Origin of the sequence: Parapedobacter defluvii (assembly GCF_014642075.1) — a bacterium.
Classification (GTDB): Bacteria; Bacteroidota; Bacteroidia; order Sphingobacteriales; family Sphingobacteriaceae; genus Parapedobacter; species Parapedobacter defluvii.
This window is the reverse complement of sequence record NZ_BMIK01000001.1, coordinates 925,549-949,320: the sequence shown is the minus strand read 5'-3', so window position 1 is coordinate 949,320 and position 23,772 is coordinate 925,549. Positions and strand designations below refer to the sequence as shown.

General features: G+C 49.1%; 17 protein-coding genes and 1 pseudogene. 14 read left to right on the top strand and 4 right to left on the bottom strand.

The window, feature by feature from the left end; all coding sequences use genetic code 11:
- Positions 1-61 precede the first annotated feature (61 nt).
- Entirely contained in the window at positions 62-1,762 is a 1,701-nt protein-coding gene (gene recJ, locus IEX60_RS03565; protein ID WP_188747411.1) for a single-stranded-DNA-specific exonuclease RecJ, read from the bottom strand.
- 181 nt (positions 1,763-1,943) lie between these two features.
- On the opposite strand from recJ, the gene IEX60_RS03560 reads away from it, so the two are divergent.
- Together IEX60_RS03560 and IEX60_RS03555 are read left to right on the top strand one after the other, a co-directional pair.
- Entirely contained in the window at positions 1,944-2,735 is a 792-nt protein-coding gene (locus IEX60_RS03560; RefSeq protein ID WP_188747409.1) for an MBL fold metallo-hydrolase, read from the top strand.
- Positions 2,732-3,400 carry an MgtC/SapB family protein gene (locus IEX60_RS03555; protein ID WP_188747407.1) on the top strand — a complete coding sequence of 223 codons (669 nt, stop codon included), beginning with the start codon at positions 2,732-2,734 and terminating at the stop codon, positions 3,398-3,400. The genes IEX60_RS03560 and IEX60_RS03555 overlap by 4 nt, the downstream gene beginning before the upstream one ends.
- Positions 3,401-3,425: 25 nt before the next feature.
- Here the strand turns inward: IEX60_RS03555 and IEX60_RS03550 are convergent, their stop codons facing one another.
- Positions 3,426-3,602, bottom strand: a complete 177-nt coding sequence (locus tag IEX60_RS03550) for a DUF6496 domain-containing protein (protein ID WP_188747405.1) — start codon at positions 3,600-3,602, stop codon at positions 3,426-3,428.
- A 67-nt stretch (positions 3,603-3,669) separates the two neighbouring features.
- The gene (locus IEX60_RS03545; protein WP_188747403.1) at positions 3,670-4,602 is read right to left on the bottom strand and encodes an endonuclease/exonuclease/phosphatase family protein; all 933 of its coding nucleotides are present in this window, start codon (positions 4,600-4,602) and stop codon (positions 3,670-3,672) included.
- Positions 4,603-4,746: 144 nt separating this feature from the next.
- Between IEX60_RS03545 and IEX60_RS03540 the strand changes: the two genes are divergently transcribed.
- From IEX60_RS03540 to IEX60_RS03530, 3 genes and pseudogenes are all read left to right on the top strand, one after another.
- Positions 4,747-5,223: a cation:proton antiporter regulatory subunit gene (locus IEX60_RS03540; protein ID WP_188747401.1), complete on the top strand. Its 477-nt coding sequence runs from the start codon at positions 4,747-4,749 to the stop codon at positions 5,221-5,223.
- A gap of 26 nt (positions 5,224-5,249) precedes the next feature.
- A pseudogene (locus IEX60_RS03535) lies at positions 5,250-6,490 on the top strand (cation:proton antiporter).
- A gap of 8 nt (positions 6,491-6,498) precedes the next feature.
- Positions 6,499-7,113 (top strand): hypothetical protein, encoded by a 615-nt coding sequence (locus IEX60_RS03530; RefSeq protein WP_188747398.1) that lies wholly within the window; start codon positions 6,499-6,501, stop codon positions 7,111-7,113.
- Between the two features lie 3 nt (positions 7,114-7,116).
- On the opposite strand, the gene IEX60_RS03525 is transcribed toward IEX60_RS03530, so the two are convergent.
- Positions 7,117-7,437 carry an iron-sulfur cluster assembly protein gene (locus IEX60_RS03525; RefSeq protein WP_188747396.1) on the bottom strand — a complete coding sequence of 107 codons (321 nt, stop codon included), beginning with the start codon at positions 7,435-7,437 and terminating at the stop codon, positions 7,117-7,119.
- A gap of 81 nt (positions 7,438-7,518) precedes the next feature.
- Here IEX60_RS03525 and IEX60_RS03520 point away from each other — a divergent pair, with 81 nt between their 5' ends.
- From IEX60_RS03520 to IEX60_RS03480, 9 genes are all read left to right on the top strand, one after another.
- A complete protein-coding gene (locus IEX60_RS03520) occupies positions 7,519-9,012 on the top strand; it encodes an NAD(P)H-hydrate dehydratase (RefSeq protein WP_188747394.1) in 1,494 nt (497 codons plus the stop codon).
- A gap of 168 nt (positions 9,013-9,180) precedes the next feature.
- Positions 9,181-9,768, top strand: coding sequence for an RNA polymerase sigma factor (locus IEX60_RS03515; RefSeq protein WP_188747392.1), 588 nt, complete (start codon positions 9,181-9,183; stop codon positions 9,766-9,768).
- A 99-nt stretch (positions 9,769-9,867) separates the two neighbouring features.
- Positions 9,868-11,082, top strand: a complete 1,215-nt coding sequence (locus IEX60_RS03510; RefSeq protein ID WP_188747390.1) for a FecR family protein — start codon at positions 9,868-9,870, stop codon at positions 11,080-11,082.
- A 259-nt stretch (positions 11,083-11,341) separates the two neighbouring features.
- Positions 11,342-14,587 (top strand): SusC/RagA family TonB-linked outer membrane protein, encoded by a 3,246-nt coding sequence (locus IEX60_RS03505; RefSeq protein ID WP_188747388.1) that lies wholly within the window; start codon positions 11,342-11,344, stop codon positions 14,585-14,587.
- A 28-nt stretch (positions 14,588-14,615) separates the two neighbouring features.
- Positions 14,616-16,166: a RagB/SusD family nutrient uptake outer membrane protein gene (locus IEX60_RS03500; protein WP_188747386.1), complete on the top strand. Its 1,551-nt coding sequence runs from the start codon at positions 14,616-14,618 to the stop codon at positions 16,164-16,166.
- Positions 16,167-16,314: 148 nt separating this feature from the next.
- Positions 16,315-18,063: a DUF4091 domain-containing protein gene (locus IEX60_RS03495; RefSeq protein WP_188747382.1), complete on the top strand. Its 1,749-nt coding sequence runs from the start codon at positions 16,315-16,317 to the stop codon at positions 18,061-18,063.
- A gap of 190 nt (positions 18,064-18,253) precedes the next feature.
- Entirely contained in the window at positions 18,254-18,844 is a 591-nt protein-coding gene (locus tag IEX60_RS03490; RefSeq protein ID WP_188747380.1) for an RNA polymerase sigma factor, read from the top strand.
- 77 nt (positions 18,845-18,921) lie between these two features.
- On the top strand, positions 18,922-20,094 hold the full coding sequence (locus tag IEX60_RS03485) for a FecR family protein (protein WP_188747378.1): 1,173 nt from the start codon (positions 18,922-18,924) through the stop codon (positions 20,092-20,094).
- Between the two features lie 270 nt (positions 20,095-20,364).
- A complete protein-coding gene (locus tag IEX60_RS03480) occupies positions 20,365-23,772 on the top strand; it encodes a TonB-dependent receptor (RefSeq protein ID WP_229717397.1) in 3,408 nt (1,135 codons plus the stop codon).

The following is a 23,772-nucleotide window of genomic DNA, read 5'->3' as shown; positions in this document are numbered from 1 at the left end:
TGATCAGTTACCCATATCTGCCTAACTTCGTATTTCGTACCTCGTATTTCGTACCTCGTACCTAAATCCTAATGTCTTTAATATTCAATTGAATGCTGCGCTTCTCCCGCCATACATTTTCCTCAATGGTATAACATAAGTCAAAGGGTATACCGGTATTGATTGCATTTGCATAATCGCCCAATCCGAAACCGATACACTCGAAAGCCGCCGACCCCGGTTGCACCACCGTCATTTTTAGATGACTTCCCCCCACTACCGTCGCATTGCCTGCAACACGCACTTGATTACTGAGAAACAAGGGTGCTTCATTCTGTGGACCAAATGGCTCAAATTGCCGCAAAATACGGAAAAATTTAGCGTCGATGTCTGACAAATTCAACACGGCGTCAATTCCGATTTCACGTTGCAGCATATCCGGCAAAATGCTGGCGGACACCACCTCTTCAAAACGTTGTTCAAACAAAGTGATGTTTTCCGGCTTCATCGTAAGCCCCGCCGCATACTTATGACCACCAAACTGGTCAAGTAGATCGCTGCATGCATTCAGCGCCTCGTATAAATCAAAGCCCACAACCGATCGGGCCGATCCCGATACATGTCCGTTGGTTTGCGTCAGTACAACCGTAGGGCGATAATATTTCTCGGTCAACCGCGTAGCCACAATACCGATTACGCCTTTGTGCCAATCGGGCTTAAAGACGACGGTTGTTTTCCGCTGTTTCAGAATTTCATCGCCATCTAAGATCGCTAATGCCTCTTCGGTGATGCGCACATCAAAATCCTTGCGTTGCGAATTTTGCAGGTCGATGCTGTTGCTGTATACGGATGCTTCCTGCATCGACTTAGAGACCAAAAGTTTGACGGCATCTTTGGCGTGATCAATCCGCCCGGCGGCATTGATGCGCGGTCCGATTTGAAAGATAATGTCGTTTACCGTAAAACAACTGCTCTTATGTGTGGATAGATCAATCAACGATTGTAAACCACAGCACGGATTGGTATTCAGTTTTTGGAGACCAAAATGGGTAAGTATCCGGTTTTCACCTGTGATGGGTACAATATCGGAAGCGATGCCCACTGCTACCAAATCCAAATACTGGTAGCACTGCTGGATATCCATGTTGTTTTTCTGGATGAACGCCTGGATGATTTTGAAGCCGATGCCGCATCCCGGCAATTCCTTATACGGATAAGGACAATCCCCGCGCTTGGGATCGAGCACCGCAACCGCATCGGGTAAGCGCTCCCCCGGCAAATGGTGATCGCCGATGATAAAATCAATACCACGCTCGCGGGCATAGGCAACTTTATCCAACGCTTTGATGCCACAATCCAATGCGATAATGAGTGAGAAGCCATTTTCAGCAGCATAATCGATACCCTGTGTCGATATACCATATCCCTCGGCATAACGATCCGGAAGGTAAAACTCCAAACGGGAATGGAACTGCCGGAAAAAACTATACACCACGGCAACTGCAGTTGTACCATCTACGTCGTAATCGCCGTAAATTAGTACCCGCTCTTTGTTGCCAATGGCCTGTTCGATACGGGCAATTGCTTTGTCCATATCACGCATCAAAAATGGATCGTGCAATGCAGACAAGTCCGGGCGGAAAAACCGCCGTGCATCCTCAAAAGTCTCCACCCCTCTATTAATCAGCAAATCGGCCAGTACCTTGTGGATACCCAGCTCTTTACGAAGCCTTTGTGACGCCGCCCGATCAGAACATGAGGCGATTGCCCATCTTTTTTGCATATGTTTCCTCTATAACCCTGTCTCTCAACGGCAGAGGAGAGACCGATAAACCGCGTAGCGCTCATGAATGCATTATGAAGCACACACGTATGAATAATTTGCTTTTTCATGCAACCATTAGATTTGCAAAAAAGGCAAATTTATCTAAGTTTGTGCACTACGAAGGGGTAAAGATAAAAACATGCAAGCATATTCCTTATTCGAAGGTTCATTTTCCGTAGACGCCTCCAAAAAATTCATTCCGTTTGATGCCAATAAAGACAGCAAGAAAGACCGCCCGGGTTCGTTGTTTATTCACGTGCATCCGTTTCTGATTGAATCAGCAAACGGACTGCTCCTGCTCGATACCGGTATCGGACATACCAATGCAGCAGGCGGGCTCCAGTTGCATGACAACATCCGGAAGGCGGGTTTCGACCCTGCAGACGTACGGTATGTACTCTTATCACATCTACACAAAGACCATGCAAGTGGTATGGTCATGGAGAAAGACGGCAATTTCCGGTTAGCATTTCCGGATGCTGAATATGTAATACAGCGTGGCGAATGGGAAGATGCGTACAGCGGCAAATCGGATTCTTACAAAACGGAAATTTTCGATGTACTGCAACGGAGTGGCAACCTAGTATTGGTTGAACGCAATGGTATGCTGAACAACGAAATCAGTTACGAAGTATCCGGGGGTCATACGCCCTACCATCAGGTTTTCCATATCCGAGTGGGCGGCGAACACTACTTTTTCGGAGGTGATGAGGCTCCTGAACCGGAACAATTTTTCCGGCAGTTTGCTGCCAAATACGATTACGACGGGCGCCGCTCGATGGCACTACGCCAGCAGTATTGGGAGCAAGGAAGTGCCGAAGGTTGGATTTTCCTGATGTATCATTCCACAAACATTGCCATCGGACGTCCCGAACCAAAGGAAAATGGTGGATACCGGTTGGTAGATGCCAAATTATCGAATAAAAAATGATTGAGTGGAAGGAAATAGCCTTGCGTCTATCTTTGGCTGCATTGTTCGGAGCAATCATTGGCTTTGAACGCGAGCGAAAAAACTGGGCAGCGGGATTAAGGACCCACATGTTGGTAAGCGTGGGTTCGTCCCTGGTCATGATGGTGTCCGCTTACGGGTTTACCGACGTTCTGGGCAGCGAAAATGTTACATTGGACCCGTCAAGGGTTGCTGCCCAAGTCATCAGCGGGATTGGATTCATCGGAGCGGGTACCATCTTATTTTTAAAACAAGGAGTCATCCGGGGCCTGACTACGGCTGCAGGGCTTTGGACTGTTGCAGCCATTGGGCTCGCTACCGGAGGAGGAATGTATTTTGCCGCTTCGGTGGCAACTGCAATGGCCATTGTCATTTTATGGGTATTACAGCCCCTCGAAAAGAAATTCAGTGAGCGATTTAAACAAAAACACCTAAAGATCACGTTAACCGCTCCCAAGTCCCTCAAAATCATCAACGAGATCTTTGAATTACACGGTTTGGAGATTGTTTCATGTACAGTCGACAAAACCACCCCCAAACCGGTAATCTTTTTTACGTTCAGCAGCCTAAGCCATCCGGATATCAGCACGCTGATCACCACGCTTCAACAAAATCCGGATGTGGACGAAATAAACTGGGATAATTAGAAAGCGTAACGGATAAATACCTGCTTTACCCTTTCTTTTTCGGCACTTTCGCACCCGCTTTCCGTGCCTCGGAAAGCCCGATTGCGATCGCCTGCTTGCGGGAAGTAACTTTCTTTCCCGACCCTGATTTCAACTTTCCTTCCTTCATCTCCTTTACGGATTTCTCGACCTTTTCCCCGGCCTTTTCTGAATACTTTGCCATAGCGCATTGCTTTTAAATCGTAGAGATTGACAATTCAGGTTAAAAATTGTTTTTGCCTCGGCTCCGGTCAAAGCGCTAATTCCGCCACAACCGCCCGGTGATCGGAAGGCCATGGGTTTACCTCCATATCTGACAGCGTCGCGGGCTCCCCTACAATCCACGCATTTTCTGCCGTCAGTTTATTGCCCCGGATGTAAATCAGATCAATTCGGTCATGGATTTCAGGATCCCGCCAAAGCCCTTCCACCGATGTCCAGGTATAGCCTGGTCGCTGCGTAACATCGGGATACACTTCCCGGTAAGCATCCTTGAACCCCTTCTCAATCAGCAATGCGGTTGCCGGCCAGTTCACGGCGAAAGGTAATAGCGTATCTCCACGCTGCCTGATCGCTTCCTCCGTCCAGTCCAAACAACTCGGTTCATTGAAATCGCCTACCAACACTGTCGGGTAATCCGCATACGCGGCGATTTCATCCAATACGCTTTGCACCTGGTGTAAGCGGGTTTCCCGGGCAGAAGCTTCTGCCGCTTTGGCGTTCAGCAATTTCCGGTCGGCAATGTCATACGGCTCATACGGTGTGTACATGAGATGCATCACCCCGAAGACTGCTTTTGATCCCCAGGGCAGTGCCAAGAGTACGGCTTGGGATGATTTGGTTCTGCCCACAGGCTCCATATCATACCGTGAAATAACCGCCCGGCTCTCATCAATCACATGGCATTTCCATCCGAGGCTGTCCGCAAGTACCCTTGCGCGCGACTGATGGTCGCTTTGATTGGTGGTTTGTTCTTCAAAGCCCACTACATCGGCCTCAGCCTTCCGAATGGCCTCCAACTGATACTTGATCGTGGTATCGCGTGGAAGTTTGACGCCATCGCCTCCATGCCAAAGGTTAAATGTCATGACACGCAGTCGATTTGCCTCCCCGGCTTGCCGACCGCCGGTAGATTGACAGGAAAATCCAAAAAAGGCAAGGAAAATAGCAATTGTTAATCTCATGGTTTTACTGTTGGTCCGGACGAAAGTACCTAAACTTTTTCAAAAATAATGGACTGGAGCGCTACAAGCTCGGGTACTCCGCTCGCTGAAGGAATTAAATAAAGTCGTATCTTTGTGGAATTTTAAACTTAGGGAGAGACTATTATGTCAATTGTAAGAGAATCGGATCTGATTGGTATTGGAAAAAAATATCAAATCGAAACCGAAGCTGGCGACAACATGGTGGTGGTGATTCATGACGATGGGCGACGGGAATTATACCGATACGACCAGGAAGAAAGCGAATCCAGGTGTGTGATGACCCTGTCGGATGAAGAATCCCGACAGGTAGCAGGCATCATCGGTGGTTTGTCTTACAAACCCAAGGCCCTGGAAACCATTGAAGTCGCCTTGGATGACCTGATCATCGAATGGTATAAAGTAGAAGGCGGTGCCTCCAGCATCGGCAAATCCATCGGCGATCTGGAAGTACGCAAACGGACCGGTGCGTCCATCATTGCCGCCATAAAAGGAGGTGACAGCATTATTAATCCAGGCCCCGATTACGTCATCTCAGCCGACACCACCTTGGTAGTGGCTGGTAAAAGGAGCCACATCAAGCTATTGAAAGAAATTCTTTAAATTACACCGAAATAAAGCTGTCGCGTATGCTGTCACACACCCTGATACTGGAAATAGGAATTGCCGTAGGCCTCGTAGCACTGGTTGGATTGATATCCAACAAGCTGCGCTTTTCGGTAATTCCTTTTTTCATCCTTATCGGGATGGTGCTGGGACAACATGCGCCCCAGTTCGGAAATATCGACCTTACCTTCACTGAGAGCAAACCCTTTATCGACTTCATGGGTAGACTCGGTGTCTTATTTCTACTCTTCTACCTGGGTTGGAGTTTTCGGTGGGTCGGTTGATTAAATCGGGAAAATCCATCGTCACCGGTGGAACTTTCTACGTAGCACTCAACTTCTGCTCAGGGCTGTTGATGGGTTGGCTGATGGGGTTGCCTTTTAAAGAAACGATGGTCGTCTGTGGCATGATGACCAGTTCCTCCACGGCCATCGTAGCAAAGGTATTAACCGACCTCAAACGCACGGCCAATCCGGAGACGGAGGTAATAATGGGAATGATTATGTTTGACGACCTATTCATCGCCATGCATATATCCTTTCTATCCGGATTGATACTGACCGGAAGCAGCTCCTTCTGGACCGTTGCGGGCACTTCGCTGCTCGCCTTAGGCTTCATACTGGCCTTTCTCATCTTGGGCCGGAAGCTAGTTCCGGCCATCGACCGCGTTCTCCAAGATAAAACCTCCGAACTGTTCACACTCGTCATATTTGCCCTGTTATTTATTGTTGCCGGTTTTTCGGAAACCATTCATGTAGCCGAAGCCATTGGCGCATTAATGGCCGGTTTGGTGCTGGCAGACTCCCAATACATCAAGCGCATCGAGCAACTGGTACTTCCGTTTAAAGACTTTTTCGGCGCCATGTTTTTCTTTAGCTTTGGGCTTTCCATTGATCCCATGTCGCTGACCGGCGCGGTCTTATGGGCTTCCATCGCAGCGTTGGTAACCATCCTATGCAACGTTGCTTCCGGCTATTTTGCCTCCCGATTTTCTGGCTTGAAGAAACGGAACTCCGTTGATATCGGTTTTACCTTGGCCGCGAGGGGTGAGTTTTCTATCATCATGGCCAACATTGGCAAGGCAGGAAAGCTTCTTCCGGTTATTCAGTCGTTTGTAGTTGTTTACGTATTGATTTTATCCATCGTGGCGCCGCTGCTCACCAAGGAATCGCGCAATATCTGGAATGCAATTTTTGGAAAAGATAAGGTAGAGAAGAAACCCGTAAAAACGCTGGCTGATCTGGAAAAACAAGCCGGCAAATAATATATTGTATGAGGCAGATTATAATCATAGGGGTAGCTGCGTTGCTGGCCGCCTGCGGAAACACGCCCAAACCAGGGAATGACGGCACTTCAAACTCCACGCCCTTGGTATCCATCACGCACGGGCCCAAGAACCCTACCTACATTACCTTACGATTGCTGGACCGCACAGACCAGGAAACTACCGTTTCCTATGCAGCAAGAGGATTGTTCAACGAAGATACCGTAGGCCTCATCGTCGAAGTGGATAAAAACATTCCTGCCGGAATCAGCTCCGATGGCAAGGTGGATGAAAAAGCGGGATTTAAAACGGGCAGTATTAAATTCATTCGGTCCGGAGAAGAAAGCGATCGGTTTGTAGCGGCTTTGAGTGAGATATGGAACGTCAATGGTGTTACTCGAATGAGAGCACAGCCTATCCAGCCGTTGGTATTTTCTTCCAATCGAGCCCAGGTAAACCTAGATAAATCATCCACCTACAGCTTTAAGCTTTTCTTCGGAGCAGACGCACCTGTACCCGGTGAAGTATTTTTCACCCTTGATACATATAAAAAAACCGTTGAATTCCAGGAAAAGGACGCCGCATATCGATCGCAGATTGTGCATACCTTTGCGGAAGAATAGATATTACATAAATCCAAGCTCCAACCGAGCTACGTCACTCATCATGCTCTTGTCCCATGGCGGATCAAAAGTAAGTTCCACCAATGCCTGTTTCACACCTTCCACGTCCGCTACTTTCCGTTGCACTTCGTCAATAATATCACCGGCTACCGGACAACCGGGGGCGGTAAGGGTCATCACGACTTTGGCAATACCGCCTTCTTTCGTAATCAGTTCGTAAACCAACCCCAACTCCACAATGTTGACCGGGATTTCCGGATCAAACACGGTCTCCAATACTTCAGTAATCGCAGGTGCGAGATTTAAGGAATCATTAACAATCATGGGAATCCTCCGTTGCTGGTGCTACTTACAAAGGTAAGGTATTTTTCCTATCTTTAATCACCGTTAAACAGAAACACCGAAATGAAAACCATTATCACCGCAGCGCAGACGCGAGAGGCCGACAGGTACACCATCGAAACGACCCCAATCGCATCCATTGATCTGATGGAACATGCATCTCTGGCTTTCGTTACCATCTTCATGCAACTCTATCCGGACAAAAACACGCACGTATTGATTTGTTCCGGCACGGGAAACAATGGAGGCGACGGCTTGGCGATTGCACGGCTGTTGCAGGAACGCAGCTATGATGCGGTCGCCGTGTGGATTGCACGTTTCGGCAGTAACGAAAGCGACGAATTTGCCGCCAACATGGCCCGTTTATATAACACTCCGATTCCGATCACCGAGTTTTTCCCCGGAGACGAATTCCCTCCCATCCCCCAACGTGTCGTAGTCGATGCCCTATTGGGATCGGGGTTGAACAAACCGCTGCAAGGGGATTGGCTGCGGATGGTCCAACATATCAACCAAACGGGAAAACCGGTCGTGGCTGTCGATGTTCCTACGGGTCTCCCGGCCGATGGCGTCCTCTCCCCATCGGAGCACACCCTGCAAGCACATCATGTCATCTCTTTCCAACGTCCAAAGCTTAGTTTTTTCTTTCCGGAGTCTGCCAAATCAATCAGGCACTTCCATGTGGTGGATATCGGGCTGGACGAGGCATTCATCGAAAAGCTGCCCAGTGATTTTAAATTGATTGAACCGTCGGATATCCAGCAGATTTACCGTCATCGGGAGCCTTTCACCCACAAAGGTACCTACGGCCATGCGCTTATCATTGCAGGAGATATCCAAACAATGGGTGCGGCCCTGTTGGCCTGTGAGGCCTGCCTCTACAGTGGCGCAGGATTGACCACCGCTTTCATTCCGGAAATGGGCCTCGCCGCGTTAAACACCCGCCTGCCTGAGGTGATGTATTGCGGAGTGGATGAGTTACCGGGAATGTGGAATCGCGTTGATGCCATCGGTATCGGACCCGGCTTAGGTCAGCGAGCATCCTGGTTGATAGACGGGGTAACGCATACCGACAAGCCGATGGTCATAGATGCCGATGCGCTAACCTTTCTTTCACAAAACAGGGAATGGTTAGACCGCTTGCCCAAATATAGCATCCTCACCCCCCATATGAAAGAATTTGACCGCCTCTTTGGGGCGCACAAAAGCTGGTGGGACCGTGTGCAGACCGCCAAAGAACAGGCCGTTGCCCGCCAACTGGTTATCTTGCTGAAAAATCAATATACATTTATTGCCCTGCCGGATGGCAACTTGCTTATTAACCCTACTGGCAATCCGGCAATGGCCTCCGGTGGCATGGGGGATGTATTGACAGGCATGTTAACGGCTTTTCTCGCCCAGGGATATCCGCCGCATGATGCTGTCATTTTAGGCTGTTACTTACACGGCGCTGCGGGCGACCAGTTGGTCGCTGACTCGAATAAAGTCGTGATTCCAGCCCGGCAAGTCGTTCAGGCAATACCAGCCACCCTTGGAAATTTATGCCATCCACGCTGATCAATTCCGGCCGGGCCGAATTGTAACAAAGGCATTGCAAACTAACTTATTTATGCGTAGCTTTGATCTACCAGATAGTAGATGCTAACTATGAAATAAACACTTAAAAGTAAAGAGAAAGCAGATATTTCCAGATGTATTTAGGTATCACCAAAATTGATGACTAATATGGAGGTTAATAATCCATTCGACGAATCAAGGTTATTAATTTCGCTGCAAAAGGGAGATAAGGAGGCCTTTGAAAAGCTATATTTTTTCTATGGCAAAAAGCTGTATATCAGCATATTTAAAATGGTGAAATCAACTGAAATTGCCAAAGAAATTCTACAGGAGTTGTTCCAGCGCGTTTGGGAAAGGCGTAAAACAATCGATCCAACCAAATCCTTTAAATCATACCTCTTTACCATCGCCAGGCACCTGGTGTATGATTTTCTGCACTCGCAGGTCAGACAGCGCGGCCTCGAAACTTACTTAATCGAAAAGTCAACTTCCTCCTACCGACATGTCGATGACGAAATCGCATTTAAAGAAACCCATGCCATTATTGCGAATGGCATCCGTCAGCTTCCTCCGCAACGTAGGCATGTGTATGTATTGTGTAAGATACAGGGAAAAAGCTACGAAGACGTCAGCCGTATGCTCGGAATTTCCACTTCCACCATCAGTGATCACATCGTAAAAGCCACCAAATTCATTAAATCTTATTACCTATCGGAACACATCTGTCTGCTGATATCCGTATTTTACCTATTCTGAATATATCGTTACAAAATAGCTGAAAAAAAAGTAAGCATCGAGCAGAGGACATTTGTGCTTTCACCGTATATATTAGTATAGTAGCGGGATAAGCGATATATGAATAACAAGCCAGATATCCGACAGTTGCTCGACAAATACGTCCAAAACACCTGCTCCCCGGAAGAAGCAGCTCAATTGATGCACATGCTTCAATCGGGTGACGATAAGGAATATATCGAACAACTTATTGAAGCCCATATGCGAAATACTCCGGATGTGCTGGCTGACAACATCGATCTGACCGATGTTTTCGAAAAATTAGATGTCAATGATCCTATAAAACGAAAACGCGGCAAATCCCTACGCATTTTTATAACGGCTGCGGCTGCTGCGTTGCTCATCGCTTTCGTTGTAGCCACATATATTTATTTTCAACAGCCTGAGCCGGTCCCAGTCGTAACCAAACAGGACGTTGCTCCTGGCGGCAACCGGGCCACGCTTACGCTGGCCGATGGCCGGACGGTTGACCTGAGTTCCCAGCAGAGCGGGATCGTCGTGGGAGATGGGATTATGTACACAGATGGCAGTGAAGTAATTGATAAGGGACAATTGACAATTGACAGTGGAAGCCAGGGGGAGAATTATCCATTATCAATTGTCCATTATCAACTATCAACTCCCAAGGGCGGCACCTACCAAATCACCTTGTCCGATGGTACAAATGTTTGGCTCAATTCCGCCTCGAAACTGAAATATCCGTTGCAGTTTGACAAAAAAGAAAGAGTAGTGGAACTTGAAGGAGAAGCCTATTTTGAGGTTAGAAGTACGAAGTCGGAAGCACGAAGTAAAGAATCCCGTACCTCGAATGCCGCCTGGCCGTTTAGGGTGGTGAGCAATAGCCAAACCGTAGAAGTCCTTGGCACATATTTTAACGTAAACGCCTATCCGGATGAAAGTACCACGAATACCACACTGCTCGAAGGTGCCGTGCGGGTCAGCACAGATAATGGTTCTTCGTTGTTGAAACCCGGTCAGCAGTCCAAAGTCGGCCAGGGGGAATTGAGCGTGATTGATGTAGACCCGGAAACGGTAGTCGACTGGAAAAACGGCGATTTTATCTTTACCGACGAAACGCTGGAAAACATCATGCGCAAAGTAGCCAGGTGGTATAATGTAAACGTAATTTATGAAGGGCAACTGCCCAAGGATAGTTATAATGCGCAAATTTCACGCAACAAAAACTTATCCGAAGTGTTGCATATATTAGAATTGTCCGGGGGAGTGACATACAGAATAACAGACGGCACACTGTTTCTTTCACCTCCCAAATAAGAACCCAAAAACACCCGATTATTTAACTAAAAACACACATTATGAAAAACCAGGGATACACGTAACCTATAGCGATAGAAAAAACCGGGAATGCCCGCCAGCACCCCCGGCATCTACATTGGGAAATATCGACCCGATTCTTACTAAGTAACAAATCAATTATTCACCCAAAGTTCACAAAGATATGCTTTTTAATCTTTGCAGAAATGGATGCATGCGTATCGCATGCCCATCATTCATCCTGAATTTCATTGTAATCATGAAGCTGATAACACTTGTCTTATTCATAACCTGCGTGCAAGTTTCCGCTGCAGTGCGTGCTCAGTCGATCACGCTTTCGGAGCAAAACGCTCCGCTGCAAAAGATACTCCGGGAAATCCGTAAACAAAGCAACGTTGATTTCATTATCAAAACCCAGCACATACAAAAATCCAATCGGGTAACCATTCACGTCAGGAATCAGCCCCTCGACAACGTACTGAAACAGATCTTTCACGATCAACCAGTGGATTACCTGTTAGACAACCAAACCATCATCATCTTGGATCGGAAAACCCCAAAGTTTGCCATAAAACCAACGGAAAAGCCGATACAGCAGGTCGTGACGGGAAAGGTTACCACTACCGACAACGAGCCGCTGGCCGGGGTCAGCATCAACGAAAAGGGAACGACCAATGCCACCGTAACCAACGACGATGGTCAGTTTTCGCTAACGGTCAGCAAAACACCTACAGTATTGGTATTGACCTATATTGGTTATATAAGCCAGGAAGTTACCGCACAAGCAAACCGGCCGCTGGAGATAACCCTTCAGGAAGATTTAGCCAGCCTGGAAGAAGTGGTGGTGGTGGGTTATGGAACGACCCAGAAAAAGGATCTCACTGGGTCCGTAGCCTCGATACAGGCAAAGGATTTTAATAAAGGTGTCATCGTCGCCCCCGATCAATTGGTCCAAGGCCGGACAGCTGGCGTAATGGTCATCAACAATACTGGCCAACCGGGAGGCTCTACAACCGTTAGAATCCGCGGTAACTCTTCCATCCGTGCGGGGAATAATCCCTTGTTTGTGGTGGATGGCATCCCCCTGTCCGGCACATCCGCCCGCCCGGGCAAAGGCGATGGCAACTACGGTTCGGATAGCGGGAACCCCCTTTCCTATCTCAATCCCAATGACATCGCCAGTATGGATATCTTAAAGGATGCCTCCGCCACGGCAATATATGGTTCGAGGGGTGCCAATGGAGTGATTATCATAACGACCAAGCGGGGTCAATCCGGCACCCCCACATTGAACGTAATGGCATCCAGTGGTTTCTCCACGCTGCTAAACAGGCCGACGGTACTTAACGCAGACCAGTTCAGGCAGGCACTTGCATTTTATACACCGGAAGATCAGTCCGGAGATTTTGGTGGATCCGTGAATGCATTCGATGCCATCACCCGCACTGCGGCTACCCAAAACTATGCACTGGACGTTTCGGGGGGCAACGAAGCCGCCAAATACCGCATATCCACTGGCTACCTGGATCAGAACGGCATCGTCGAAACATCCCGTCTACGAAAATTCACCACCAATTTGAACAGCAATTTCAAATTCCTGGAAAGCAAAAAATTAGGGCTCGACATCAACATACTCGCCTCCCAAACCGACGAAAATATTGTCCCGATCAATGTAGGCGTCGGATTTGAAGGGAATGTGATTTCCCAGGCACTGCAATGGAATCCGACACTCCCCCTCCGTGACGATAAAGGAGCACTGACCTACCAATCGCCAACGCTGATCAATCCGCTCACCTCGTTGGCGGCATTCAAAGACCGGGCAGTGGTCAATACGATTCTATCCAGCATTTCGCCATCGTATAAAATCACAGACGATCTGGAATACAAACTCATGTACAGTCTTACCCGCCAAACCGGCCGCCGAACGGGTCGGCTCATAGCCGGTATGATTAATCCGAACGATATCAATAACGGATCCGCCTTCATCGGCAACGACATCGAAACCAACCAGCAACTAACACATACCCTATCATTCAACCGGGAGATCGCCACGTCACTCAATCTGAATGCCGTAGTGGGTTACGAATACCTGAGTTTCGACCGCCGGTGGAACTCGCAAAGCGGGAGTGGATTTTCCGACCTGGGTGGGCTTGATTACTACGACTACCTGGACTATTCCATTGCAAGCAACCGGTCTATCGATTCCTACCGGCATCCAACCAATGAACTGCAGTCCTTTTTTGCGCGGGCCGCACTTAACTTTGCAGATCGGTATCTTTTCACCGGTACCATCCGGAGAGATGGGTCGACCAAATTCGGTGAGAATAACAAATACGCCAATTTTCCTTCCCTGGCATTTGCCTGGAATATTTCTAACGAAGCATTTTTACAGGATAACCGGACCATCAGCAACCTCAAGCTGCGCGTGGGCTGGGGGAAAACAGGTAATCAGGAATTTCCTTCCGGCGCATCAAAGGACCGGTATGTTTTTGCTGCCCAAAGCATTTCACAGGCCAACTTCGGAAACCCCGACCTCAGATGGGAAAGCTCTTCCACCATCAACGCAGGTATTGACTTCGGATTTTTCCAAAACCGCCTTTCCGGATCCCTCGACTACTTCCGCAAAACCACGACCGATGCCTTATTTGAGCAGACATTGGCCCAACCTGCGCCCAACGGCCGGTTATGGGTGAACCTCGACGGCGAGATCATCAACGAAGGCATTGAATTGGCCCTGACAGGCAGTATTGTGCAAAACGATAACTGGAACTGGAACCTAACCACGAATGCAACTTACCTGAAAAACAACGTGAGTGGCCTGCTGGGGTATTACGAAACGGCCCAGCTCCGTGGCCAGGGCTTTTCGGGTGTGCTGGGTCAACGGATGGTAAGCGGCCAACCGCTCAACGTTTGGTACCTAGCCATCTTTGAAGGAATAGACCCCGAAACCGGTACTAGCAGGTACCGGGCGCTGGATGGTACGGTGGGTACTTCGGTCGATCCCGCCTTGAACAAATTTTATGTAAATAGTCCCAATCCCGATTACTTACTGGGTATATCGACCGATGTCTCTTACAAAAAGTTGACGGCAACGGTCAACATGCATGGAGCCTTTGGCCATTACCTGTTCAATAACACCATGGCCACGGTATTGGGGGTAAATAACCTGTCCAACCGGAACATCGCCGAAAAAGTCTTTGATACGCAGTTAGGCGAGTCTACCTCCAATTCAGCCGCACCCTCTACCCGGTACCTGGAAAAGGGCGATTTCCTAAAACTCTCCAACTTGACACTCAGCTACAACGTGGGCAACATCGGGAGAGCCATCCGGAATCTGAATGTGTCACTTACAGGCCAGAACCTCTTTGTCTTCACAGGTTACAGTGGGTTCGACCCCGAAGTAAATACCGACGGTACGGCTAATGACATACCTTCCCTCGGTATCGAGTATATTCCGTATCCGCCCGCTAGAACGTTTCTTCTGGGCCTCAACTTTTCATTATAAATAAATTGTTCACGCTAACATTGGAATCATGAACACTTTTAAAAAATATTGCACATTTTTTCTGATCGTCGCGGGGCTGTCTTTGTCCTGCACCGACCTAGACGAGCAACTTCGGAGTGAATTGGAGCAGGGAATTACAAATGTGAATGCCGCGGATTTGTTAATCGGTGCATATTCAGCCCTGAATGAACCTTATCAGCAGGAGCAACGGTGGGTGCTCGAAGAAATCTCGACCGACGCAGCCATGGCGCCTACGCGTGGTGGCGACTGGGACGACAACGGTATTCATCGGGCAATTCACCAGCACACCTGGAATGCCGATAATTCGTACATGAACAACACGTTCAGAACCTTGCTGACCGCCCAGTTCCAGGCATCCAACGTACTCCGCAACAATCCTACCGCCCAGCAGGCAGCCGAAGCGCGTTTTATCCGGGCACTCAGCATGTACGACGTATTAAATCTGTGGGGCGTGGTACCCTACCGGGAAGACCTTGATAATTTCCGGGAGCCCCCCATTACACTCCAGCCTACGGAGGCTATTGATTTTATTACCGGCGAACTTAATGCGGCTTTGAGTGATCTACCCACAAGCGGCGCAGCCTACGTTGCCAGCCAAAATGCAGCAAGGGTACTGCTGATGAAACTGTATTTAAATAAAGGGGTATTCCTGGATCGGCAGAATCCAACATTCGACCCTGCTGATATGGATCAGGTCATTAGCCTCGCCGACCAGATAACGGCCAGCAACCGGTATCAGCTTTCTCCTTCGGGTAAGTATTTTGACAATTTTGCACCCCATAACCACACAGCTTCTACCGAAAACATCTTTACACTGTACAATGAATTCGGCGTAAGGGGTGGAAGCATTGACCGTACCTGGAATACCGTTGCCCATTACAACATGACCCCAGGGGGGTGGAATGGATGGTGTACGCTATCCGATTTTTATGACTTGTTTGACGAAGGAGACGAGCGACTGGGAATTTATTATGAATACCCGGCGGATACGATGGCTAATCCGGGCAAACGCCGAAACGTTGGTTTTCTGATTGGCCAGCAATACAATCTTGCTAACGACCAACCGTTAATGGCCCGAAACCCTTCCAGCCAACCACTCGTGTTTACGCGGGAAGTCACGATCAGAACGTCCGGCAATACCCTGGAAACTGCCGGTATCCGGGTAATGAAATACGCCTTCGATTATGGTGTACCTTCGGGCCAACGCAATAACGACTGGGTGGTATTCCGCTATGCAGATGTATTGTTGATGAAAGCGGAGGCAATATTGCGCGGCGGAACGGGCACGCCCGCAGAAGCATTAACACTGGTGAACAGCATACGCACCAACCGCAACGTTGCTGCGCTCGGCACACTTACGCTAGACGAGCTGATTGACGAACGCGGAAGGGAACTGTATTGGGAAGGATGGAGACGGCAGGATCTGATCCGGTTTGGCAAATTCCTGGAACCCTGGCAGGAAAAACCTGCAGATCCCGGGCCACATACACTGGTCTATCCCATCCCCAGCCAGCAAATCGCTGTCAACCCCAATCTCGAGCAGAATCCGGGGTATTGATATTTCTTTCATTCTCCAAAGCCGTCGCATGATTATTGCGGCGGCTTCTTTTTTGCACAATCGATTGCGTGACTCCCGGATTTGGGAAACAGAATCGCATTATGTAACATTGAACCATATAAACCCGTTGATAAATTCGCCAAACGATATGAAATATGTTATTCCGTTCCTGAGCATCCTACTGCTTGCCTCCTGCAACCCATCGCATCCCGTAGTGTCCTGCGAGACATATACCGAAGCCGATGACCCCGATACCACGCAGGTCGACTGGTCGCAGGTGGATGGCCTGCACTACTCGTTTGGCACAATTGATCAGCGCTACGCCAAATCGGCAGTTCCTCAGTTGACGCAAACTACGGAATGGAGCGGCAGCGGCTGGCGCGGGGAAACCATATCCGCACAATTGGTGCTTTGGTCGAACCAAGCGGCCGATCAGATTGAGTTTGCCTTTTCCCCTTTCAAATCGGCGAACGGCGAAACCATGGATCCTTCCATCGGCCAGGCACGGTTCGTACGATATGTCCTGACCGACGTGTTTGCACCGGGCTGCGGCTACCGCAAACCGGAAGATTTTCCGGTGTCATTGTCCGCGGATGCATTGGATAATGTTTCTTGTTTTGACATGGCTGCCGGGACCACGCTACCTGTATGGTTAACGTTCGATATTCCCCCCGATGCCTCTCCAGGCATATATACCGGAACATTGAACCTCTATGCACAAAACCAAGCTACCAGGGAATTGACCCTGTCTATCGAGGTGCTCCCTCAAACGTTGCCTGCACCGAGCGACTGGGCATTCCACTTGGATATGTGGCAACACCCATCGGCAGTTGCACGGGTACACGGTGTCAAGGTGTGGTCAGAAGAACACTGGGAATTGATGAAAGCACCCATGAAAATGCTGGCCGATGCGGGCCAAAAAGTGATTACTGCTAATTTAAACAAGGACCCCTGGAACAACCAATGCTTCGATCCATACGAAGACATGATTCGCTGGACCAAGAAAGCAGACGGCACCTGGGAATATGATTATGCAATTTTTGACCGTTGGGTCAACTTCATGAGGAATCTCGGGGTCAACAAACTCATCAACTGTTATTCCTTGCTTCCGTGGAACCACGAGATCCACTACCTGGATGCACAAACAGGCGATACCGTCAATGTCAGTGCAAAACCGGGAAGCAAAGAGTTTACCGAACTTTGGACACCGTTTCTCACTTCTTTCCGTGATCACTTAAAGGATAAAGGCTGGTTGGCATTTACCAACATCGCCATGGACGAACGATCGCCCGAAGAAATGAAAATTGCGCTGGAACTGCTGCAAAAAGTAGTACCGGAAATGGGTGTCGCACTCGCGGATAACCACAAAAGCTACCGGGAATATCCCATGTTGAAAGATATCTGCGTGGCTTTCGGTGCAGATTTCGATAAAAAAGACTTGGCGTTCCGGAAAGAAAACGATCTGATAAGCACTTACTACGTGTGTTGCTCCGATGAATTCCCAAATATTTTCACCTTTTCAGACCCATCGGAGGCCGTCTTTATGGGTTGGTATGCGCGGGCAGCCGGACTGGATGGTTACCTGCACTGGTCCTATAACTCATGGACGGAAAACCCATTGATCGATTCCCGCTTCCGTACATGGCCTGCCGGGGACACCTACATCATCTATCCCGATGGCAGGAGTTCCATCCGGTTTGAGCGTGCCAAAGAAGGCATACAGGATGCCGAAAAAATCCGTATTTTGCGTGAACAATTTACAGCGGCATCGGAGACGGAGAAGTTGAATACACTGGAAGAGGCCGTCGCCCCGTTCAACATCAAGCGACCCTCGGGAATGACTTGCGCGGAACTGGTCAACCAAGGAAAAAATGTACTTAAGGAATTAAGCCGATAGGCAGCATACCGATGACCCCGTTAGATCTGCCGCAAAATAAACAATCGTTTGCGTGCATACGGATTTGCAAAAACGGAAATTGTACCGTATTATTGACATTGTTTTCCACGAAAACAACACAAATGAACCAATGTATTAAAACCTATCGCAATAAATAGGGAGGCTATGAAGATGTAAAATCGGGCAGGATATGTACGGCGATACGAATTTGATTGAAAGACGGCTACTGGTGCAGCTGCGCGACGGAGATACAAAAGCCTTTGAGCAACTTTATTTCACCTATAGCGCACGGATTTTCGGTAACATTCTGAAAATGGTAAAATCCGTAACAATCGCGGAAGAAATCCTGCAGGATCTTTTCCAGCGGATCTGGGAAAGGCGAGCTTCCATTGACCCTGACAAATCGTTCAAATCCTATTTATTTACCATTGCCAAACATTTGATCTATAACTTCTTCAACCAGCAAACCAAACGTCACGATGTCGAAGCACACCTGATTGCGGCATCCAGCGAGTTATATCACCACATCGACGAAGAGCTGGCTTACAAAGAGGCTGAAACCATCCTCGCAAGCGCGGTAGATAAGCTCCCCCCACAGCGGAAGTTAGTTTATACGCTCTGTAAAATCGACGGCAAAAGTTACGAAGAGGTCAGTTACCTGTTGGGAATCTCCGTTTCCACCATCAGCGATCATATTGTTAAAGCCACCAAATTCCTGAAAGCATATTACTTATCGGAACACGCATTGCTGATCTTAATGCTGGCCGCCCTGTTTCTTTAAAAAAAGAAAAAAATTAAAAAAATTTTTGTTGCGAACAGAGGGACCGCCTGTTTTATTGGTATTACGATAAAACACCATTGGAAGATAAGCAATACATCACGCAGCTGTTTCAAAAACACCTTCGCAATGCCTGTTCACCGGATGAAATCAGGGAATTATTCCGGCTGATGCAGGCTGACGAACACCGGGCGCATTTCCAATCGTTGATCCACGCACGTCTTCAGGAAAATAGCGATCCAGATGCCGTAACGGAAGCTGCAATCCGACGCGTATTTGCCAACCTCGACTTGGATAATAAAAAACACACACCAAAAAAGTGGAAGTTATATCTTTCACTGGCAGCTTCAGCGGTTATTGCATTAACCTTATCCATCTTTTTTTTACCATCTCTGTCAGTGCGAGCACCCAATACCTTATCCAAGATTCCGGTCAATGACGTAGCACCGGGAGGTAATCGGGCAACTTTGACATTCAAAGACGGTCAAACCGTTTCATTGGACGAACAACAGGTCGGCATTATTGTCGGAGAAAAAAAATTGACCTACACCGACGGTACCGAAGTAATAAACACCGAACAAACGGGAATGATGTCACTATCGACACCCCGGGGAGGAACCTATCAACTGACCCTTCCCGATGGCACACAGGTATGGCTCAACGCTGCGTCGACACTGAAATATCCATCGCGGTTTGATGCAGGGGAACGGGTCGTAGAACTCGAAGGCGAAGCGTATTTTGATGTCAGCCATCGGCCATTAGCGGGCAGTCAACAGCCATCCGCTCAAAAACTTCCTTTCCGTGTCATAACCGCGGGTCAAACCGTTGAAGTTCTCGGCACCCAATTCAATATCAGTGCGTATGCCGACGATGGAGATGTAAAAACTACCCTAGTTGAAGGAACTGTACGGGTAGCGCCGCTCGATCGCCCCTCAACGGCAACAATTTTAAAGCCCGGCGAGCAAAGTATACTCCAAAACGGGAATATTACTGTGAAAAAAATAGATACCAACACTGCGGCCGATTGGAAAAACGGCGATTTCCGCTTCGTCGACGAAGAATTACAAAGTATCATGCGCAAGATCACCCGATGGTATAACATCGAGGTGGTTTATGTAGACGATATACCCAATGAAACATTTGGCGGACAAATATCCCGCAATAAAAATCTGTCCGAAATACTCCGAATCCTACAGCTTTCGGGAGGTATTCAGTTTAACATCGAGCATAACAAATTATATATATCTCAATAAACAACGAAATAATAAGGAGTACAGCTATGAAGACATAACGACGATATCTTATCGGTAGGCTGAAAAGCCGGATTCCGTTGGCCGCGGAATCCGGGAATGCTTGGGCCTGACCATCCTCTTTGCGATTAACGAATTTACAAACCCAAATTTAACAAAGGTATGCATTTTGTATTGTACCGCACGAAATCACGCGGTGTTTATTTACATGTACGAACCAAACCAAAGCACTTAAACCAGACGCAGCGGTTGTTGGTAAAAACCATTGTACAAATGAAATTGATTGCGCTCGTAGTATTGTTGGCCTCCACGCAGGTGAGTGGTACGGTCATGGCCCAGCGAATCACCCTCTCCCAAACGGCGGCTCCTATTGAGCAGGTTTTCAGTGAAATCCGGAAACAGGCCAACGTAGACTTTATCTACAAGATGGCGCAGATCCGTAAAACACATCCGGTTACCATTCACGTCACCGATCAGCCCCTGGAAAAAGTGCTGGAAGGAATTTTCAGCAACCAGCCGATCGGGTACCTGCTTGACAACCAGACCATCATTATTCACGACAAGGCGGCTCCCTTTCCATCCGCCCGCCCGGTTCAACAACCGGTACAGGGTACCGTGCGGGATTCCACGGAGGTACTTGCAGGTGTCAGCGTCTCGGTCAGGGGAAATGCCGGCAATGGCACCCTGACTGACGACCTCGGTAAATTCAGCATACAGGCCAATCCCGGTGACATCCTCGTGTTCCGTTACGTGGGGTATAAACCCCAGGAAATCACAGTCGGTGGGCAACAGGAAATCAACGTTGTCCTGCAGCCGGATGTGATCGGGTTAGATGACATTGTGGTGATCGGTTACGGCACGCAGAAACGGCGCGACCTGACCGGAGCAGTTTCGTCGGTAAAAACCGATGATCTGGTGATCAATTCAGGCCCCGAAATCGGAAACATGCTCAAAGGCAAGGTACCCGGCCTCATGATCCGCCAGAACAGTGCCCAACCCGGCGGCGGCTTGGATATCCTAGTGCGGGGAGCAGGCTCTATCAATGCCAGCAACGATCCACTGATCGTTGTCGACGGATTCCCGATATCGGACCTGCAGCAGCCCGTCATCGCTGGGAGCAGGTACCAGTTTGGCAGCCAAAGTATCCTCAATTCCTTCAATCCCAATGACATCGAATCCATCGAAGTATTAAAAGACGCAAGTGCCACCGCCATCTACGGTTCGCGGGCAGCCAATGGCGTGATCCTCATCACCACCAAAAAGGGAAAAGCAGGGACGCCCGTGGTGCAGTATTCCACCAACTTTTCATTCCAGAAGTACGAAAACTCCTTTGATGTACTACCCCTGAACGAATGGATGCAGGTCCGCAACGAAGCAGCCTGGGAACAGTGGAATTTTGACAACAACGTAATTCCGTATGGTTCAAGGACGCTTGAAGAGGCGCAGGCTAATCCGGTAAGCCAGCCTTTCAGGCAGCTGTATACCCAAAACGCCATCAATAACGTCGGAAGAGGAACAGACTGGCTCTCGCTGGTTACCCGCAACGGCAAAACCCAGCAACACAACCTAAGCCTATCCGGTGGGAACGAAGCCACCAAATACCTGGTATCGGGCAATTATTACGACCAGGGCGGCATTGTCAAAAACTCAGCCTTCGAACGGTTTACGGTACGGGCCAACGTAGAACAACGCGTGCATCGCATGGTGACCCTAGGCGTCAACCTGACGGCCAGCCAGATCAACAACAAAAACAGCCAATTGGGTGCCGACCAATACGAAAACTCAGGAATCATCCGGGCAGCCATCCAACAGGGCCCCCACATCCAAGCCGTTGATGAAAATGGTAATTATCCGTTGAATCCGCAGTTGGCCTTGCAACCCAACCCCTACTCCCTGCTGACCATTACCGACGATGGGCGCGTAGAGCGGCTGTTGCTCAACTCGTTTCTCGAAGTAAAACCGTTTCAGGGCTTGACGGCCCGTGTCAAAGCAGGGGTAGACCGCGGCGGCTCCAAACGGGAAACCTACATTCCCACGTCTACACTGCACGGAGCATTGGAACAGGGACGTGCTGCCATTGCTTCCTTCAGCCAGGATGACTATCTTTTTGAAGGTACCGTCGACTATAATACTCGCTTCGCAGAAGCCCATCAGTTGACGGTACTCGTCGGTGCATCCCGGCAGGATACCCGCGAGACGTACAACAATTCGGGCAATTCATCCTTCATCACGGATGCCTTTCTGTGGAACAACCTGAATGCCGGAAGTGGCACGAAAGTGGTCGGTTCATCACGGAGAGAGAACACGATTGCTTCTTACTTTGGACGGATCAATTACAATTACAACGATCGCTACCTACTTACCGCGACCATCCGGACCGATGGTGCCAGTGTATTTGCCCGGAACAACAAATGGGGCACGTTCCCCTCGGTGGCACTCGGATGGAACCTCTCCGAAGAGCCGTTCCTGCAAAATCTGAAAACTTTTGCCCCTATGCTCAAACTCCGTGTCGGACATGGACAAACCGGTAATGCATCCATCGGTACCAACGCTTTCGCAGCCTACAGCGCCTACCCCGCCTGGTTGTCTGCAGAAGAAGCCATCCAAATCGGCGTATCCCTGGGGCGACTCGAAAACCCCAATTTGAAATGGGAAACCACCACGGAAACGAATATCGGACTGGATTTCTCTATCTTCAAAGGGCGCGTGGACGGCTCCGTCGACGTGTATAACAAAGTAATTTCAGACCTGCTCGCCGAAAAGCCCATCAACTCGTACCATCAGGTGAATACCATCATGGCCAACATCGGCAAAACACAAAGTCGCGGCTTCGAGGTAGCGCTGACCACCCACAACATCCGGAATCAGTACGTCCATTGGCGCACCATGCTTGCCGTATCGAAATATGTGGACCGGTGGAAAGAACGTGCCGACGATTGGAAACCCGCGGTGTACGAGCGCGTGGATGATCCCATCCGTGCCCAATTCTACCGCCCCGCCGAGGCCATCCAACAGGTAAATGATCCCATCCCCGACTCCCAGCCCGAACTGAGGCCGGGAATGATCCGCCTGAAAGACGTAGACGGCTTCAAACGTGATGCCAACGGAAATCCTGAAGTAGATGAAAACGGACGCTTCATCCGTACCGGTCAGCCCGATGGTATTCTCGACGATGCCGATACCCGGCTGTTGGGTACATCCGACCCGGGATTGATTGCCGGGTTCACCAACATCGTTACCTATAAAAACTGGACCCTCAACATCGACTTCAACGGCATGTTTGGGCGCCGCATGGAAGATCCCAACTACGTAACGTATGGCATCGGTGCCGTGGGGGTTTACCAGAACGGTTACAACGCCTTACGTACGGTAAAAGACCGGTGGACCCCGGAACGTCCATCGACCACCCAACCCAGCTCGTTCTGGGGATATTCGCCCTACGGCGCCGGAGACTTCTTTTTGGAAGACGCCTGGTTTATCCGCTTACAAAACGTATCCCTCGAATACTCACTTCCCACACGTTGGGTGGGTAAGGTATTCAGTGAAGCGGCAATCAATGCGACCGCGAGCAACTTATTTGTCATTACGCCCTATAAAGGAGTCGACCCGGAAACGGACTCCTACACGGCGGCTTACCCCAATATCCGGACGTTTACGTTGGGTGTGCGATTGAAACTTTAA

Bases quoted from the DNA above. Each gene is read 5' to 3' on its own strand.
- IEX60_RS03530 (WP_188747398.1), top strand. From the start codon at position 6,499: ATGAGGCAGATTATAATCATAGGGGTAGCTGCGTTGCTGGCCGCCTGC.
- IEX60_RS03525 (WP_188747396.1), bottom strand. From the start codon at position 7,437: ATGATTGTTAATGATTCCTTAAATCTCGCACCTGCGATTACTGAAGTA.
- IEX60_RS03490 (WP_188747380.1), top strand. From the start codon at position 18,254: ATGTACGGCGATACGAATTTGATTGAAAGACGGCTACTGGTGCAGCTG.
- IEX60_RS03540 (WP_188747401.1), top strand. From the start codon at position 4,747: ATGTCAATTGTAAGAGAATCGGATCTGATTGGTATTGGAAAAAAATAT.
- recJ (WP_188747411.1), bottom strand. From the start codon at position 1,762: ATGCAAAAAAGATGGGCAATCGCCTCATGTTCTGATCGGGCGGCGTCA.
- IEX60_RS03495 (WP_188747382.1), top strand. From the start codon at position 16,315: ATGAAATATGTTATTCCGTTCCTGAGCATCCTACTGCTTGCCTCCTGC.
- IEX60_RS03505 (WP_188747388.1), top strand. From the start codon at position 11,342: ATGAAGCTGATAACACTTGTCTTATTCATAACCTGCGTGCAAGTTTCC.
- IEX60_RS03555 (WP_188747407.1), top strand. From the start codon at position 2,732: ATGATTGAGTGGAAGGAAATAGCCTTGCGTCTATCTTTGGCTGCATTG.
- IEX60_RS03515 (WP_188747392.1), top strand. From the start codon at position 9,181: ATGGAGGTTAATAATCCATTCGACGAATCAAGGTTATTAATTTCGCTG.
- IEX60_RS03560 (WP_188747409.1), top strand. From the start codon at position 1,944: ATGCAAGCATATTCCTTATTCGAAGGTTCATTTTCCGTAGACGCCTCC.
- IEX60_RS03480 (WP_229717397.1), top strand. From the start codon at position 20,365: ATGAAATTGATTGCGCTCGTAGTATTGTTGGCCTCCACGCAGGTGAGT.
- IEX60_RS03550 (WP_188747405.1), bottom strand. From the start codon at position 3,602: ATGGCAAAGTATTCAGAAAAGGCCGGGGAAAAGGTCGAGAAATCCGTA.
- IEX60_RS03510 (WP_188747390.1), top strand. From the start codon at position 9,868: ATGAATAACAAGCCAGATATCCGACAGTTGCTCGACAAATACGTCCAA.
- IEX60_RS03520 (WP_188747394.1), top strand. From the start codon at position 7,519: ATGAAAACCATTATCACCGCAGCGCAGACGCGAGAGGCCGACAGGTAC.
- IEX60_RS03500 (WP_188747386.1), top strand. From the start codon at position 14,616: ATGAACACTTTTAAAAAATATTGCACATTTTTTCTGATCGTCGCGGGG.
- IEX60_RS03545 (WP_188747403.1), bottom strand. From the start codon at position 4,602: ATGAGATTAACAATTGCTATTTTCCTTGCCTTTTTTGGATTTTCCTGT.